This is a genomic window from Buttiauxella sp. 3AFRM03 (assembly GCF_003675305.1).
In the GTDB taxonomy this organism is placed as follows: Bacteria; Pseudomonadota; Gammaproteobacteria; order Enterobacterales; family Enterobacteriaceae; genus Buttiauxella; species Buttiauxella ferragutiae.
Genome location: NZ_CP033076.1, coordinates 3,950,032 through 3,966,015 on the forward strand (window position 1 = coordinate 3,950,032; position 15,984 = coordinate 3,966,015).

Consider the following 15,984-nt stretch of genomic DNA (forward strand, 5'->3'; position numbering starts at 1 on the left):
GTTAATGATGAAAGACGTCGTTATCGTTGGAGCCGCTCGCACGGCCATCGGTTGTTTTCAGGGTGCACTTTCCCCACGCACAGCCTCCGAGTTGGGCAGTGCGGTTGTCAAAGCCTTGCTCGAGCGCAGTGGTGTGAGCGAACAAGAAGTTGACGAAGTGATTCTTGGCCAGGTGTTGACCGCTGGGGCCGGGCAAAACCCTGCCCGACAAACGGCGATCAATAGCGGTTTGCCGTGGTCTGTTTCGGCAATCACCATTAACGACGTGTGTGGCTCTGGCTTAAAAGCCTTGCACCTGGCGACTCAGGCAATTCAGTGCGGTGAAGCCGATGTGGTGATTGCGGGCGGTCAGGAGAATATGAGCCGGGCGCCGCATGTGCTGGCGGACAGCCGCAATGGCGCAGGTTTAGGCAACAGCCAACTGATCGACAGCCTGGTGCATGACGGGCTGTGGGATGCATTTAACGATTACCATATGGGCGTCACCGCTGAAAACCTCGCCCGCGAATATGGCATCAGCCGCGAAAGCCAGGATGCGTACGCTCTGGCGTCGCAGCACAAAGCGCGGGTGGCTATCGATTCCGGGCGTTTTAAAGATGAAATTGTGCCGGTGACGGTAGAGCTGAATGCCGGTAAATCGGTGATTGTCGATACTGACGAACAGCCGCAAACCGATGCCAGCGCGGAAGCTCTGGCGCAGCTGCGCCCAACGTTTGATAGCCAGGGCAGCGTGACCGCGGGTAATGCATCGTCGATTAATGATGGTGCCGCCGCGGTGTTAATGATGAGTGCAAGTAAAGCCGAAGAACTGAATCTGCCCGTGCTGGCGCGGATCCGCGCTTTTGCCAGCGTGGGTGTGGATCCTGCGTATATGGGGATTGCACCCGTGACCGCCACCCAGCGCTGCCTTGAGCGCGCGGGCTGGTCGCTTGATGAGCTGGATCTTATCGAAGCCAATGAAGCCTTTGCGGCACAGGCGCTTTCGGTTGGCAAAATGCTGGAGTGGGATGAGCGCAAGGTCAATGTCAACGGCGGCGCGCTGGCGTTGGGGCATCCGATTGGTGCGTCCGGCTGCCGAATCCTGGTTTCACTGGTGCATGAAATGATTAAACGCGATGCCAAGAAAGGGCTGGCGACATTATGTATTGGTGGCGGGCAGGGCGTAGCACTGGCCATCGAGCGCGATTAATTTCAGTTACACCGGGTGGATGCCGCTAACGCGAATCCACCCTGCATTTTCCATTTGTACAACTCATCTGCTTTCTCTCCTTCTTGAGTTATTAAACTCATCCTAATTTCATTCATATTTTTATGCCCTGGAATATCCTTAAGTAAATAAATTGAAAGTTTATTGAAATGTTTGCTTATTTATGGTTGCGAGCATTCCAATGTGATTTCTGTCGCGAAATTTTATAACTAGTTATTATTTTTCTTTATGTTTTCCGCTAAGTTTCGGACGCGATCGTTTATTTTTTTGATACCTGTCACACATATTGCCATGTGTGTATTTTGACATAAATTTTTACGATCCTGATCACTAAAATAATGTTCGTTTAAAAATAAACTTCAGTTTCATAAAAATGAAACGATATTTCAATGAAGGGAATGCGAACATGTTGAAGAAAGCTCTGGGTGTGGTTGTTCTTTGTGGTGTTAGTGTTGCAGCACAGGCAGTCACTGTTGATTTACGTCATGAATATATTGATGCTGGTACTAACGCAGACCGTGTTGCCGTTTCTCACCGTTTTGAAAATGGTTTAGGTTTCAGCGTTGAAGCAAAATGGAAATCTGGCGGCACCAATAAAGATGAACCATTTGCAGATTTGATTGGTAATGGTCATGAAGACCAAATTAGCTGGCGCTGGAAAGCATCAAATAATATCGCTATTACACCGGCATTAACGGTCGAAAGTACGGATAACCGTACCATTTGGAAGCCGAATTTACATGCACAATATAGCTTTGATAATGGTTTTTACGTGGCAGCACGTTACCGTTATGAATATACGCGCTACCCAAATGATGCTAAGAAAGATGATGATAAAGTGAACCGTGGCGATTTATGGGCAGGTTTCGTATTAGGCGACTGGCGTACTGAGCTGAACTATGTTTATGCGAAAAGCCAATATGAGATCCGTTCTAATAATAAGAAGGACTCTCAAGAATATAACGTGAAAGTGGCTTATAAATGGGATAAAAACTGGGCGCCGTATGCTGAGTTGGGTAATGTGAGCGGCAGTAAAACCGCAGATGAACGCCAGACGCGTTATCGTGTTGGTGTGGCCTATTCATTCTAATCGTTTCATTTTTAATTCCCTCTCATAAAGCTGTCTCTTAGTCACATCTTTGAAGGACAGTTCCTGTCAATTCGGAGAAGGTTCCGTTCACCAGGCGATTGATTTGCCGGGCGCCTGGATTATCAAGGGATTGGTGTTAATCCCTTGATACGTTCACCGTTTTCTGGAATTAAAGAGATAACTGAACGCACGGGTGAACGGAAAAACCTCTCATCTTACAGATCTTACCCTGACAAAATTGCCAGAGCGAGTTGTGCCTAGGAGACAGCCCTGAGGAAATATAAAGGCAAAAAAAAGCCCTCTCATAAAGAGAAGGCAAGGGCCTACACAGGACATACTCTTTTATCAGGCAGAAATTAATTCCGGGTTAGCAGGCATCTTCGCAATATATAGCGCAGGTTTACCGTCTTTATCGGAGCTGAAAAGAATGGCGCTGTCATCCGGAGTGAATGAAGGATGTGGATGCGTGACCTGGCGGCTATTGGCAAATGTTGCCCAGGAAGTATCATGACGAGCGACGCGGAAATACGCTTTTTTCGCAACATCGAAGGCATATAAATACGGGTCGTTATCGATGGTATAACCGCTGGTGTCTTTCACATCGACAGGCGTACCGGAACCATCGCCGACTAACAGCGAACCATCAAAGTTACTCATCAGATGTGAGCATGCAGGCATCTGCATCACTTCTGCGTTAACACCCGTGTCCGGGTTGTAGCTATAAATGGTGCGGCCTTGCTGGCCTTTAAGATAAGAAACGTACATCAGAGAAGAGCCGTTTGGCACCCAGAATTCATGTGTGCAGCTTTCACCTTCGGCATGCTCTTTCACTTTACGCACGTTGCTACCATCTTCGTTGACCATCCACATACGCGCATCTACCAGGTCATGCGGACCTTCATGGCAGAAGGCGACAGTGTTGTCGTCGAATGGGCGATAAATCGGATGGCCGAGCCAGTTTTTTTCCTGGTGGATCACTGCACTTTCACCGGTTTGTAGATCAACACGCAACAGGCGGCAGTTTGGACCTTTGTGGAAAAAGTCGTGGAAGATTTTCCAGTCGTTCAATGGAACCCAGTCGTCTTTGGAGATTTCGATTCCCACCAGTTTGCTGCAATCGCTGTTAGCCACCCAGGTGCCGTAACCAACCCAATCATCAGGTACGCGGTAAACTTCACGCTCAACCAGCGTCTCAAGATTCACTTCCAACAGCGTGCGCTCGTTCTTCACATAGTAAAGAGAGTTGTCATCAGGTGAGAGGAAGCCGCCAAAAGTGTTGTCGCCAGCGCCTTCGGTTAATTGCACCGCTTCGCCTGCGGCGATATCCAGCAGGTAGTAGTTCCAGTGGCCGTCAAATTCCCCGGCAAACAGTAGCTTGTTGCCATCATTGGTAAAGCATTTTTGATAGAAGTAATTACGATGACACGTGACTTCTGGTGGCGTTAAGCGGGTGACTTCGACGCCTGTGTCTGGGTCCTGACTCACTTCGTAAACCAGCTTAACCCGCATACCTTTAGCCATGATGCTCTCCTTTTACCTATCGGAATTGATGAACGAACAATGGGTGCTAATTTATCAAAATAATGTTTCAAAGTGTGTGATTGCATTCACTAAAAGTAATATCTGTCGTATGAAATGTTGCAAAGAAGGGCATCAGAACGTTGAGGTAAGCCGCTAAGCGTGATCGCTTTATCAAATATGAAAAGAACATCCTAAAATCTGAAACAACGTTTCATTTATAATTGAAAAGCAGTTTCAACAGGATTACTATTCACCCATCAAAGATTACGGAACAGTGTTTGCACCGTATGTAATTTATGAATTGCGCAGTTAGCGCGAACAATATTTTCCCCGAAATGCTTGCGCTAACAGCAGGCCCGTATAAATAAAGGAAACCTACATGATTCTGGATTCGTTCTCCCTACAAGGTAAAGTTGCAGTTGTTACTGGTTGTGATACAGGTCTGGGCCAGGGTATGGCTATCGGTCTTGCTGAAGCTGGTTGTGACATCGTGGGCATCAACATCGTTGAACCGGCTGAAACCATTGAGCGTGTTACTGCTCTGGGTCGCCGCTTCCTGAGCCTGACCGCTGACCTGCGCCAGATTGATGGCATTCCCGCTCTGCTGGAGCGTGCGGTTGCTGAGTACGGCCAAATCGACATTCTGGTAAACAACGCGGGTCTGATTCGTCGTGAAGATGCGATCAACTTCAGCGAAAAAGACTGGGACGATGTCATGAACCTGAACATTAAGAGCGTGTTCTTCATGTCTCAGGCTGTGGCTCGCCAGTTCATTGCGCAAGGCAAAGGCGGCAAAATCATTAACATCGCTTCTATGCTTTCTTACCAGGGCGGCATCCGCGTACCGTCTTACACCGCGTCAAAAAGCGCAGTGATGGGCGTGACCCGTCTGCTGGCGAACGAGTGGGCACAACACGGTATCAACGTAAACGCGATTGCCCCAGGTTACATGGCAACCAACAACACCCAGCAATTGCGTGCTGATGAAGAACGTAGCGCTGCCATTCTTGAGCGTATCCCTGCTGGCCGTTGGGGCCTGCCAGAAGATCTGAAAGGTCCAATCGTGTTCCTGGCATCTACTGCTTCTGATTACATCAATGGTTACACCGTTGCGGTTGATGGCGGCTGGTTAGCGCGTTAATTCGGATTGAAGTAAAGGTGGATGACGCTTGCGCTTATCCACCCTACGAAATCCATTCCTTTCGGTAGGTCGGGCAAGCGTAGCGCCCCCGACAAAATGAAACGAAATAGAAACCTCCTGAAGTCAGGAGGTTTTTTTATATCTATACCCTGGCTAAATACAATGCAGGCATGCCTTCTTCGTCGGAAGTGTAAAGCACCCACTGGTTATCCGGGCTAAATGACGGATGTGGATGTGTCACCTGCCGATCTCCATCAAGAACTTTCCACGATGTATTGTGCTGGCAAACCGCTTTCTGCGTCCCTTTCTGCAAATCAAACACCCAAATAAAAGGATCGTTAAGATCGATATTGCCGGTTTTATGTGGTGCACCATCACCGACGACCAGCGTGCCGTCGTGGTTACTCATCAAGTGTGAGCATGGGGGAATGGTTCGCAGCAGGCGATTCTCGAGAGTTAACGGGTTGGCACTCCACAAATAGCGGTGTGCATCACCTTCTTTGTGAGCGACGTAATAGAGCACAGTGCCATCTGGCACCCAAAATTCATGGGTAAAGCTTTCGCCTTGCTGATGCTGGCGCACTTTGCGCAGATTAGTGCCATCTTGATTAATCAACCACATGCGAGCATCGATGGCATCTCGCGGCCCTTCGTGACAAAACGCTACGGTTTGATCGTCAAATGGCCGGTAAATCGGATGACCTAACCAGCGTTTTTCTTGCAAGATGACTTGTTGCTCGCCGGTGTGTAAATCGATGCGGATCAGGCGGCATTCCGGGTTGGTGAAATAGAAATCACGGAATTTTTGCCAGTCAGTTAGCGGCGACCAGTCGCTTTTTTTGATCTCAATACCAACCAACAGGCTGCAATCCGAATTAGCAACCCAGGTACCGTAAGCCACCCACTGGTTATCAACTTGGTAAACTACATGCTCTTCGAGAGTCTCCAGGTCAACGCGGCGCAGTTCGCTGGTGTTTTTCACATACCACAACGATTGGCAGTCAGCTGACAGAAAGCCACCGAAAGTGTTGTCACCTTCACCTTCGGTTAACTGGGTCGCCATTTGTTTGTCCAGATCCAGCGAGTAGTAATTCCAGTGCCCTTCAAATGCGCCGCCGAATATCAACCGCTGACCATCATTACTGAAACATTTTTGATAGAAATAATTACGATGGCAAATGACATGTGGCGGGGTTAAACGCAAGACTTCTGCACCGGTTTCCTTGTCGCGTCGGGCGCGGAAGGAAAGTTGGATTTTCTTACCTTTAGCCATAACGACACTCCTGTTTAATCGTTAAAAAAATGCCCTGCCACGCAAGCGGGGCAGGGCATAGATAGCAAAACTAGCCTGCTTAATTAACGCATCGCACGTTTCAGGATGCGGTTACCCTGGCGCTCGAACTCAGCTGCAGTTTCTTCTACGGTTTTCTGGCCGTAGTCGATGTACTGCAAAGAGGTTCCGAACAGGGAAACAATCTGCGGATCGTCAAAGTACGGTGAGGTTGCCAGTTTGTTTGGCAGTGACTGCGCCAGTTTCAGACCTGCAACTGATGGGTCGTTATCTTTGATTACGCCATCAGTAGTCAGCTGGGTTACAGCCGCTTTGCTCAATGGCACACCGCGCTCCAGACCCAAAGCCTCCACGCCCGCCTTCTCGTTGAGCAAGAAGTTAATCAGCATCGCCGCTTCTTTCGGATGCTTGGTCGTTTTACTGATAGAGAACATTTGCGCAGGTTTGAAGAACAGACCGGCATCTGTCGCCCCTGGCAGCATTGGGTAAGAACCCAGTTCAAGCTTCGCTGGTGGCTTAAGGTTGTCGGAATATTTGTTAATGGTGGAGTTCCACATGTACGTCCCCGCCCACTCGCCTTCAATCCACGGCTTCATTTCGTACATGTTGCTCTTACCAAATGACGCATAGTATTTAGTGTCAGGCATCACGTGGCTGTCGATGAGTTTCTTGTACATGCCGAAGAACTCAACCCACTGCTCTTTGGAATAACCAAACTGCTTTTTGGTGGTGTCGATTTCAGGAATATTGTATTTCTGCACCATGTAAGAGCGCAGCAGAGCCAGCGTATCCTGGTGCTCTAACACCACCGGGAAGTATTGCTTGCCCAGTTTGCTCTCGAAGGTTTTACCCGCTGCCATCAGCTCTTCCCAGGTTTTTGGGTAAGCGATGCCTGCTTTCTTCCACGTTTCGTCGTTGAAATAGAACACGCGCGCGGTAACGGAAATTGGGATCCCGTTTAGCTTGCCGTCAACCGTGGTGGATTGCAGTTCTTTGGGATCAAACTGGGTTAAATCCAGATCACCTTTCACGGTATTAAGATCGTAGAAGCCAGTGCCGGTTTTAGAGAAAATTGGCAGCCAGTTCCAGTTAGTCTGCATCACGTCTGGCTCAGTACCGCCCGCGATTTGTGTGGTCAGACGGGACAAGTGGCCGTCCCAACCAGTGTATTCAGACTTCACCTTAATGTTTGGATGTTGTTTCTGGAACTCTTCAACTGCCTTCAGAGTCACCTGATGGCGTCCGTTGCCGCCCCACCAGGACATGCGTAAATCCACTTGATCTGCCGCGAATGCAGAACCAGCAGCCATGCCAAGGGTTGAGGCAATCAGGGTACTTAACAGCACTTTTTTCATTATCATAGACTCCTGTCAGAGTGAGATGTTCTGTTCTGTTTTTGCGTCGAAAATATGACATTTTTCCATGTCAAATTTGAAATACACCTTACGGTGAAGGCCCTTTTCAATCATTGGCTTAGCTTCATCGGAAGGGATGCGGCAGGTCATTTCGAAATCAGCGACTTTCAGGTAGATGAAGAATTCATGACCCATGTTCTCCACACGCACCATTTCACCGCTGGAATGGCTTTGGGCGAACGGTTCATCAGAGATTGAAATAAATTCAGGACGGATACCGAAGAAAATGTCCTGATCTTTGTATTCAGCGCAACGCTTTTGCTGGCGCTCGTTCAGCGCCAGCGTGTCTTGACCGACGCTAATTTGCAGACGTCCGTCTTTTTCGATCAACTTGCTCGGGCGAATGTTCATTTCTGGCGCACCGATAAAGCCCGCCACGAACATGTTTTTCGGGTAGTGATAGAGGTTATCTGGTGTATCCACCTGCATGATGTGGCCCAGTTTCATCACGCAGATACGGTCGCCCATGGTCATCGCTTCAGTCTGATCGTGGGTCACGTAAACGGTGGTGGCTGGCTTGCCGCTTTTCTTGAGTTGCTTATGCAGGTCGGAGATACGAATACGCATCGACGCACGCAGCTTGGCATCAAGGTTTGATAACGGTTCGTCGAACAAGAACACATCCGGTTTTTTCACAATCGCACGGCCTACTGCCACGCGCTGTGCCTGGCCGCCAGATAACTGGCGCGGCAGGCGGTCCATCAGCTCATCCAGCTCAAGGATTTTGGCCGCTTCATTCACTTGCGACTCAATCTGGTCTTTTGGCAGTTTGCTCAGCTTCAGGCCGAACGCCAGATTTTCACGTACCGTCATGTGCGGGTACAACGCGTAGTTCTGGAACACCATCGCGATACCGCGAGATTTAGGTGCCAGGTTGTTCACCACGCGGTCGCCGATTCTGACTTCGCCACCGCTGATGGTTTCCAGACCCGCCAGCATGCGCAGGGTGGTTGATTTCGCACAGCCAGACGGGCCGACGATAACCATGAATTCACCGTCTTCAATTTTCAGGTCGATACCATGAACCGCCTGGAAGCCGTTGGAGTAAACTTTTTGCAATTTGTTGAAAATAACTTCAGCCATGATATTCCCTCACTTAACCTTTAATTCCGCTGCTGGTCACGCCTTGTACGAAGTAGCGTTGAGCCAGGAAGAAGATGATTATCGATGGCAGAATGGAGATGCTCGCCATTGCCAGAATTTCGTTCCATGGAGCGCCTTCTGTCACGTCGATAGACATTTTGAGCGCCAGTGCAATTGGGTATTTGTCGACGCTGTACACATAAATCAGCGGCCCGATAAAGTCGTTCATTGACCACATGAACTGGAACAGGGCGACGGAGATAATGGCCGGTTTCAGAATCGGCACTACCACATACCAGAGCACCTGGAAGGAGTTACAGCCATCAATTTGCGCGGCTTCTTCCATATCGCGTGGTACGCCACGCAGGAACTGGATCAACATGAAGACAAAGAACCCTTGGGTGGCAAATGCCATTGGTAGCCACAGGGGTAAATAGCTATTCAACATGCCCATTTCACGGAACATCAGGTATTGCGGGATTAACAGCACAGTGCTTGGCAGCAACATGGTGGTAATCAACGTGGCGAACCAGAACTTCTTGAACGGGATTTCGAAACGGGCGAAGCCGTAAGCGACAATCGTTGAAGAGATAATGGTCAGCAGAACTTTGGGAATCACATACTGCATGGTGTTCAGCATGTAGTGACCAAAGGTGTACTCAGTACCGGTTTTCCAGCCGTTGACGAAACCGTCGCTGGTTGGGTTTGACGGCCACAGGCCCAGCGTGGTGAAGATCTCATGGTTCGGTTTAAACGCGGCAGAGAACATCCACACCAGTGGGTAGAGCATCAACAGGCCGACAATAATCAGCACCACATAGCGAATGCTACGGCTGATTTTTTCGCGACGTAATGTACGGGCGACTTCTTGCTCTGCCAATTCCGTCTGGCTTGGTGAACCGAGCTGGTTTGTTGGAATATCAGCCATTTTTGCCTCCCTTATCTGCGGAGTAGAACACCCAGTATTTCGATGACTTAAAGGCGATGGAGGCAAAGACCGCCACGACCAGGAACAGAACCCACGCCAGCGCTGCGCCATAACCCATATCGAAGTATTTGAACGCGGTGTCGTAGATATACAGCGAGAACAAGTAGCTGTAGTGAGTCGGGCCGCCGCCGGTAATGATGTATGGCGCGGTAAACTCCTGGAACGCCTGCGTGGTCTGCATGATGAAGTTGAAGAAGATGACTGGCGTAATCAAAGGAACCGTCACTTTGGTGAACATCTGCCATTTGGACGCGCCGTCGATCATTGCCGCTTCATACTGTGATTGCGGAACGTTTTGCAGCGCAGCCAGGAAGATGACCATCGCCGAACCGAACTGCCAGACACGCAGCAGCGTAACGGACATCAGCGCCAAAGAAGGCTCACCCAGCCAGTTCACTGGGTCCAGACCGAACACGCCAATAAAGCTATTCAGCAGGCCATCGATGGCAAACAGCGCACGCCATAAAACGGCAATCGCAACGGAGCTACCCAGAATAGAGGGGATGTAATACGCAGTACGGAAGAAACCGATGCCGCGCAGTTTAAAGTTCAGAACAAAGGCGATGCCCAGCGCGAATGCGAGTTTTAACGGGATAGTTAAAAACACGTAGGCAAACGTTACGCCCATGGATTTCCAGAAGAGTGAATCTTCGGTCAACATGTAGCGATAATTTTCAATACCGGTGAACACCGGTGGGTTCATCAAGTCGTACTCAGTAAAACTGAGGAAGAAAGATGAAACAAACGGGAAGGCAGTAAAGACTAACAACCCTATTATGTAGGGCGAAATCCATGCCAATCCCAGCATTCTGTTTTCATTCATACATACCTACCTGGTGGTCAATGGTTTAAAAATTGTTTGATACAAAAATGTTCTTGAAACTCATTGCCTCACCCAAGTGGAAAATCTGATGGGTCGAAAAGGGTTGGGCATCATCGTCATATTCATTCCCTGATAATTGATTGATAAATAAAAGATTAAAACACCATTGTGCTTATCGATTTTCTGTAATGGATAACAGGTTTCATAAACACGCGAACCATGGTTCTTGGTTTGTAAAACAGCGTTTTAATTTATCTTATTACGATTTGTAACTACGTCATTCAATTCATCAGAGAAATGTGATCGATGTCGAAACGCTGTTTTGATTATGTGAAACAGGCGAGGTTTTAGAGGCTTGTGTAAAAATGGACAGAATTTTTCTTGATTTAAAAACTACAAGAATTGAGGGTTGTTTTTAAGGCTATTCTTCGTGATAATGCCTACTCATAAGGAAAGTTTACGTTTCATTACAAGGTTGTGGCTTTGTTATTGATGCGTTAATAGATGGTAGAAATAACGTTGAAAACGCGTTTTTTTGCTCTCGATGATGACATGCACCAGGAAAAATATGCCGCCTTTATCCTCGCCTAAAACCTGACCTGTTCCGTTTTTTCTTAACGTCGCGTAACCGTTTTAATTTCCCAACTCAGGAAAGGTACTGCGCGTCCTTTTTCTTCATAAATAAAAAACCGGCCAGTTATGTCTTCTATTGAAATGAAAGCCAATCGCCTGGAAAATGTCTCTCCTTACCCGCTTGTGGCACCGCGCCATGAAGAGATTGACTTACTCGACTTGTTATCCACTCTGTTTGCCGCCAAAAAACAAATAGTCATTATTATACTATTATTTGCTTTGTGCGGGCTGGCAGCCAGCTTCCTGCTACCGCAAAAATGGACCAGCCAGGCGATTGTTACCCCACCTGAAACTGAAGAGGTTAGTGAGTTACACCGCGCGATGGTAAATCTCACCGTGCTTGGGGTCGAAACCAATCTGAGTTCCGTCAACTTGTATAATTCGTTTTTGAAGAAGTTTGATTCTCAGGAGCTTCGCGCACAATTCCTCAGCCAATCTCCGTATGTGCAGGCGCTGGTGAAGAATGGGGATGTCGATAACCCTGAATTGTACAAAGCCATCGTCAGGGCCTCGCAAAATTTTACCGCGATGGACAATAGTGACCCTAAAAAAACCACCAATATGCCTTACACCTCCTGGACCCTGGGTTTTACTGCGCCTGATGCTGATGATGCTCAGCAGGTGCTGCAAAATTACATTCAGTTTATTGCCGAACAAGTGAATAAAGACGTCATCGCTGATGTAAAAAATGCCGTTGAATTAAAAACAGCATATGAAAAAGACCGTCTGGCATTGGATCGGGTCAACCTTGAAAACCAACATAATGTGAACGTTGAGCGTTTGGGTTACTCGTTACAGGTGGCGAATGCTGCGGGCCTGAAAAATCCGGTATACAGCAATAGCCAGGCAGTGAAAGACGACCCTGATTACTCCATTTCGCTTGGGGCAAATGGCTTAGCCGAAAAGCTAAAAATTGAACAATCGATTAAAGACGTAGCTCAGTTGAATGTCTCAATACAAAATCGTGAGCATGTTCTGAGCGCATTGCAGGCGATAAATCTTGGCTCAGTTGATTTCACACCTTTCAAATACCAGATGCAGCCTTCGCTACCGGTAAAAAAAGATGGCGCCAGTAAATCACTGATTGTTGTGTTGGCGGCGCTGGTTGGCTTGATTGTGGCGGCGGGTTCTGTGCTGGTTCGTGGTGCGATGTCGTCTCGTATGAGAATTGAAGAAATATAATCGCTGATATTGCTGTATAAACGGCTGCTTCCAAAACCTGGAAGCAGCCGTTTTTTTGGCACTTACTTCAGAAAATCTTCACGGATTGGGGTGAAAGTATCCAAAAGTGTGCCAGCAGCCAGGCATACGCAGCCGTGCATCACGTGAGGTTCTTTATAGAGTGTGTCGCCCGTGGTCACACGGTGAGTTTCTTCACCGATGGTGAATTCAAATTCGCCAGACAGCACATAAGTTAACTGCTCATGTGGGTGATTGTGCATCGGGCCGATGGCACCTTTTTCAAAGTTAACCTGTACTGCCATCATTTTGCCGTCGTGCGCCAGGATACGGCGGCTCACGCCAGCACCTAAATCTTCCAGTTGAGTATCTTTAATAAAAGTGAACATCTTTCGATCCTTGGTTACGTGAAACATTGTTTCATTTAAATAATCGTAACCTGAAAATTCCCTTTGCGATAGTTGGCACCAGAGTTTTGTAAGGCCGATCACGCTTTCCTGCCTGATAATCTCTCTGTTATAACCAATGTCATGACAAAGAACAGGTGACGAAAAAATGAAAACAATTGGCTTGCTGGGTGGCATGAGTTGGGAATCGACAATTCCTTATTATCGATTGATTAATGAAGGTATTAAGACGCGTTTAGGTGGGCTGCATTCGGCAAAAATTGTGCTGCACAGTGTTGATTTTCATGAGATTGAAGCCTGTCAGGCCAGCGGTGAATGGGATTTAGCTGGCGATATGCTGGCGCAAGCAGCGCTTGGCCTGCAAAAAGCCGGGGCCGAAGGCATCGTGCTGTGTACCAACACCATGCACAAAGTGGCACACCACATTGAATCACGTTGCTCGCTGCCGTTCTTGCACATCGCGGATGCGACGGGGCGCGCCATTACTGCGCAAAATGTTCAGCGTGTTGCTTTGCTGGGGACGCGTTACACCATGGAACAGGATTTTTACCGAGACCGCCTGAATGCTGAGTTTGGCATTGAATCGTTAATTCCCCATGAAGAGCAGCGCCAGCGCATTAATCAGGTCATCTTTGAAGAACTGTGTCTTGGAAAAATCACTGCCGAGTCGAAGCACTATTATCAGCAAGTGATTAAAGAGTTGCAGAAGCAAGGCGCAGAAGGGGTGATTTTTGGCTGCACCGAAATTGGCTTGCTGCTTAACCAGCAAGATTGCCCATTACCAGTGTTTGATACTGCCGCCATTCATGCTGAAGATGCAGTGAAATTTATGCTTGCTGAGGTGTGATTTTTTCTTTTTTAATTTCAAAAAGATAAATGAAAAATCGAGTATCCTCAGCGCACGCCGGGTCATACCCGGCGTTTTTTGTGTTATTAATTTGTTAAGCAGCGCACGTTTTTTCAAACAAGCTGCACCTCTGACATCCTCGCATTCTGGCGGTTGAACCACGTTCTTCCGCCTTTTGTTATTTCTGCAACCTGGAGTTTTCCCATGCCTGTTTCCTTGCTGGCGCTGGCGATGAGTGCCTTTGCCATCGGCACGACGGAGTTCGTGATTATGGGCCTGCTGCCCGAAGTGGCCGGAGACCTGACGATCTCGATTCCCACTGCAGGCTGGCTGATTAGCGGCTACGCGCTCGGGGTCGCGATTGGCGCACCGATCATGGCGTTACTGACGGCACGTTTGCCGCGCAAACTTTCTCTCGTGCTACTGATGGTAATTTTTATCGTCGGCAACATCCTGTGCGCACTGGCGCTGAATTATCAATTCCTGATGCTGGCGCGCATTATTACCGCGCTGTGCCACGGTGCATTTTTTGGCATTGGTGCCGTGGTGGCAGCAAGCCTGGTCGCGCCAAATCGCAAAGCGTCGGCGGTGGCTTTGATGTTCACGGGTCTGACATTAGCGAATGTGCTTGGCGTGCCAATCGGCACCTGGTTTGGGCAACTGTACGGCTGGCGTTCGACATTCTGGGGCGTGGCGATTATCGGTGTGGTGGCGTTTATCGCGCTGATAGTTAGTTTGCCATCGCAAAAAGAGGAAACGCCTGCCGATCTGAAGCGCGAAGTGAGCGCCCTGGCGAACGGTAAACTTTGGCTTTCGCTGTCAATGACGGTCTTTTTTGCCGCCGCGATGTTTGCCTTATTTAGCTATATTGCGCCGATGCTGTTGCAGGTCACGGGCATTACAAATCAGGGCGTGAGCTGGACGTTGTTCCTGATTGGTGCGGGGTTAACGGTTGGCAATATTCTTGGCGGCCGACTGGCCGACTGGCGCGTTTCATTTAGTTTGATCTTAAGCTTCAGCCTGATTGCGATTTTCTCGTTGCTGTTCCGCTGGACCAGCCACGGTATGTGGCTTGCAGAAATCACGCTGTTTCTCTGGGCAATGGCGGCATTCGCCACCGTTCCTGCGCTGCAAATCAATGTGGTGCTACACGGCAAAGATGCACCCAACCTGGTGTCGACGTTGAACATTGCAGCTTTTAACGTTGGCAATGCGCTAGGTGCGTGGGTTGGCGGAGCCGTGATTGCTCATGGTTACGGCCTGACCGCCGTACCGGTTGCGGCGGCAGGACTTGCTGCTATTGGGTTGGTCATCTGCCTGATTAACTTCAGCAATGGCACTGGTCATCAACTGCCAGTAACAGAACACTAATTCAGGCATCCAACAACGCGCTAAGTGGCTCGGTGTAGATTTGCATGCTGTTTTGCAAATGTTCGCTGAATGCCGTGACCAGCGCAGAAGCAGGGCGGTGCAGTGGGCGAATCAGGCTCACGGTAAACGGCACCGCCACGCTAAAGCGCCGCGCCACAACGCCACTGGAAGCATAATCCAGAGCGGTCAACGGATTGACCACGGAAACCCCAACTCCCGCCCGTACCATCGCACACACCGACGCTGCACTGTGCGTTTCCATCACCATTCGTCGCTTAACGTCGTGTTCCTGAAACAGTGAATCCAGAAGCTGCCGATAACTGTCGGTACGCGACAAGCTGATGTAGTTTTCTCCGGCAAAATCTTGCGGTGTCAGCACTTTTTTATCGGCGAGGCGATGCCCGGCAGGCAGAACACAAACTTCGTTAAGCGTCAGCAAAGTCTGGCGGTCAGTTCCGGCAGGCGTCACGGTGTTTTCGGTCAGGCCCAAATCATGGCGTTGTGCCGATAGCCATTCTTCCAGCAACGGCGATTCTTGCGGCACAATATTCAGACTTAGTTCCGGATAGCGTGCCAAAAACGGTTGCACCAATACCGGCAAGAAAGATTGTGAAAACACCGGCAGGCAGGCGATAGATAGCTCGCCCTGGCGAAATTCGCGCAGGCTTTCTGCGGCACTCAGTATTCTGTCCAGCCCGTACCAGGAGCGCTGCACTTCTTCAAACAAGCGCAAGCCCTGAACGGTAGGGTGCAAGCGCCCACGGCTACGTTCGAATAATTGCAGGCCAATCAACTTCTCAAGTCTTGCCAGTTCACGGCTGACGGTGGGTTGCGAAGTATGCAGCAATGCTGCTGCTTCGGTGAGGTTACCGGCAGTCATTACCGCATGGAAAATTTCGATGTGGCGTAAGGTGATTGAGGGCATGTTTTGGCCTTTGTGTTTTGGGTCAGCAATGAGCGCCCTCACCCTGGCCTTCTCCCCCAGGAG

The 15,984-nt window shown here is 49.0% G+C and carries 14 protein-coding genes; 6 read left to right on the forward strand and 8 right to left on the reverse strand.

Annotation, left to right across the window (positions count from 1 at the left end):
• The first annotated feature begins 7 nt into the window (after nt 1-7).
• Complete coding sequence (locus D8682_RS19910) at nt 8-1,189, forward strand: acetyl-CoA C-acetyltransferase (RefSeq protein ID WP_064543728.1); 1,182 nt, start codon at nt 8-10, stop codon at nt 1,187-1,189.
• A gap of 424 nt (nt 1,190-1,613) precedes the next feature.
• Nucleotides 1,614-2,297: a porin gene (locus D8682_RS19915; RefSeq protein ID WP_064543729.1), complete on the forward strand. Its 684-nt coding sequence runs from the start codon at nt 1,614-1,616 to the stop codon at nt 2,295-2,297.
• A gap of 345 nt (nt 2,298-2,642) precedes the next feature.
• Here the strand turns inward: D8682_RS19915 and D8682_RS19920 are convergent, their stop codons facing one another.
• The gene (locus tag D8682_RS19920; RefSeq protein ID WP_064543734.1) at nt 2,643-3,818 is read right to left on the reverse strand and encodes an oligogalacturonate lyase family protein; all 1,176 of its coding nucleotides are present in this window, start codon (nt 3,816-3,818) and stop codon (nt 2,643-2,645) included.
• Nucleotides 3,819-4,197: 379 nt separating this feature from the next.
• Here D8682_RS19920 and kduD point away from each other — a divergent pair, with 379 nt between their 5' ends.
• Nucleotides 4,198-4,959 carry a 2-dehydro-3-deoxy-D-gluconate 5-dehydrogenase KduD gene (gene kduD / locus D8682_RS19925; RefSeq protein WP_064543736.1) on the forward strand — a complete coding sequence of 254 codons (762 nt, stop codon included), beginning with the start codon at nt 4,198-4,200 and terminating at the stop codon, nt 4,957-4,959.
• A 142-nt stretch (nt 4,960-5,101) separates the two neighbouring features.
• Here kduD and D8682_RS19930 read toward each other — a convergent pair whose 3' ends face one another.
• The 5 genes from D8682_RS19930 to D8682_RS19950 form a co-directional block, all read right to left on the reverse strand.
• Complete coding sequence (locus D8682_RS19930; RefSeq protein ID WP_121814979.1) at nt 5,102-6,232, reverse strand: oligogalacturonate lyase family protein; 1,131 nt, start codon at nt 6,230-6,232, stop codon at nt 5,102-5,104.
• Between the two features lie 83 nt (nt 6,233-6,315).
• On the reverse strand, nt 6,316-7,605 hold the full coding sequence (locus D8682_RS19935) for an ABC transporter substrate-binding protein (RefSeq protein ID WP_064543740.1): 1,290 nt from the start codon (nt 7,603-7,605) through the stop codon (nt 6,316-6,318).
• A gap of 15 nt (nt 7,606-7,620) precedes the next feature.
• On the reverse strand, nt 7,621-8,748 hold the full coding sequence (locus tag D8682_RS19940; RefSeq protein ID WP_064543742.1) for an ABC transporter ATP-binding protein: 1,128 nt from the start codon (nt 8,746-8,748) through the stop codon (nt 7,621-7,623).
• A 13-nt stretch (nt 8,749-8,761) separates the two neighbouring features.
• Nucleotides 8,762-9,676: a carbohydrate ABC transporter permease gene (locus D8682_RS19945; RefSeq protein ID WP_064543744.1), complete on the reverse strand. Its 915-nt coding sequence runs from the start codon at nt 9,674-9,676 to the stop codon at nt 8,762-8,764.
• A complete protein-coding gene (locus D8682_RS19950) occupies nt 9,669-10,559 on the reverse strand; it encodes a carbohydrate ABC transporter permease (RefSeq protein ID WP_121814980.1) in 891 nt (296 codons plus the stop codon). The genes D8682_RS19945 and D8682_RS19950 overlap by 8 nt, the downstream gene beginning before the upstream one ends.
• 699 nt (nt 10,560-11,258) lie before the next feature.
• Between D8682_RS19950 and wzz(fepE) the strand changes: the two genes are divergently transcribed.
• Nucleotides 11,259-12,374 carry an LPS O-antigen length regulator Wzz(fepE) gene (gene wzz(fepE) / locus D8682_RS19955; RefSeq protein ID WP_121814981.1) on the forward strand — a complete coding sequence of 372 codons (1,116 nt, stop codon included), beginning with the start codon at nt 11,259-11,261 and terminating at the stop codon, nt 12,372-12,374.
• 62 nt (nt 12,375-12,436) lie between these two features.
• On the opposite strand, the gene D8682_RS19960 is transcribed toward wzz(fepE), so the two are convergent.
• Nucleotides 12,437-12,760: a cupin domain-containing protein gene (locus tag D8682_RS19960; RefSeq protein WP_121814982.1), complete on the reverse strand. Its 324-nt coding sequence runs from the start codon at nt 12,758-12,760 to the stop codon at nt 12,437-12,439.
• Nucleotides 12,761-12,926: 166 nt separating this feature from the next.
• Between D8682_RS19960 and D8682_RS19965 the strand changes: the two genes are divergently transcribed.
• Together D8682_RS19965 and D8682_RS19970 are read left to right on the forward strand one after the other, a co-directional pair.
• Complete coding sequence (locus D8682_RS19965) at nt 12,927-13,625, forward strand: aspartate/glutamate racemase (protein ID WP_121814983.1); 699 nt, start codon at nt 12,927-12,929, stop codon at nt 13,623-13,625.
• 204 nt (nt 13,626-13,829) lie between these two features.
• Complete coding sequence (locus D8682_RS19970) at nt 13,830-14,996, forward strand: MFS transporter (RefSeq protein ID WP_064543754.1); 1,167 nt, start codon at nt 13,830-13,832, stop codon at nt 14,994-14,996.
• A gap of 1 nt (nt 14,997) precedes the next feature.
• Here D8682_RS19970 and D8682_RS19975 read toward each other — a convergent pair whose 3' ends face one another.
• A complete protein-coding gene (locus tag D8682_RS19975; protein WP_064543786.1) occupies nt 14,998-15,921 on the reverse strand; it encodes a LysR family transcriptional regulator in 924 nt (307 codons plus the stop codon).
• Nucleotides 15,922-15,984: the final 63 nt, after the last annotated feature.